This window comes from Ligilactobacillus acidipiscis DSM 15836 (genome assembly GCF_001435755.1).
GTDB classification, from domain to species: domain Bacteria; phylum Bacillota; class Bacilli; order Lactobacillales; family Lactobacillaceae; genus Ligilactobacillus; species Ligilactobacillus acidipiscis.
Genome location: NZ_AZFI01000386.1, coordinates 1 through 365 on the forward strand (window position 1 = coordinate 1; position 365 = coordinate 365).

Annotated in this window: 1 protein-coding gene; it reads left to right on the forward strand. The window is 37.5% G+C overall.

All coding sequences use genetic code 11. From position 1 onward, the window contains the following. Positions 1–123: 123 nt before the first annotated feature. Positions 124–365: MobA/MobL family protein (locus FC65_RS11190; RefSeq protein ID WP_162257074.1), on the forward strand; the 242-nt coding region annotated here is incomplete at its 3' end.

A 365-nucleotide genomic window follows, 5' to 3' on the forward strand; every position in this document is an offset into this window, starting at 1 on the left:
TCAATGCGCACTTACACGTCATATACATGACGTTGTACTAAAACCCTGAAAACCTGTATCAGAAGTCGCCTATGGCGACAACAAAAATTAAAACCAAACCCACAAAGAAAGGAGATAACAACAATGGCAATTTTTCACATGAGTTTCCAAAATATTAGCGCTGGAAAAATGCGTAGTGCAGTTGCCAGTGCTAGTTATCGAAGTGGGGAAAAACTATTTTCTGATAAAGAGGGAAAGAGTTACTTTTATAAACGTGATGTCATGCCAGAAGCATTTATTTTAACACCAAAAAATGCGCCAGAATGGGCAAAAGATAGGCAACAATTATGGAATGAAGTTGAGAAGAAAGACCGTAAAGCAAATTC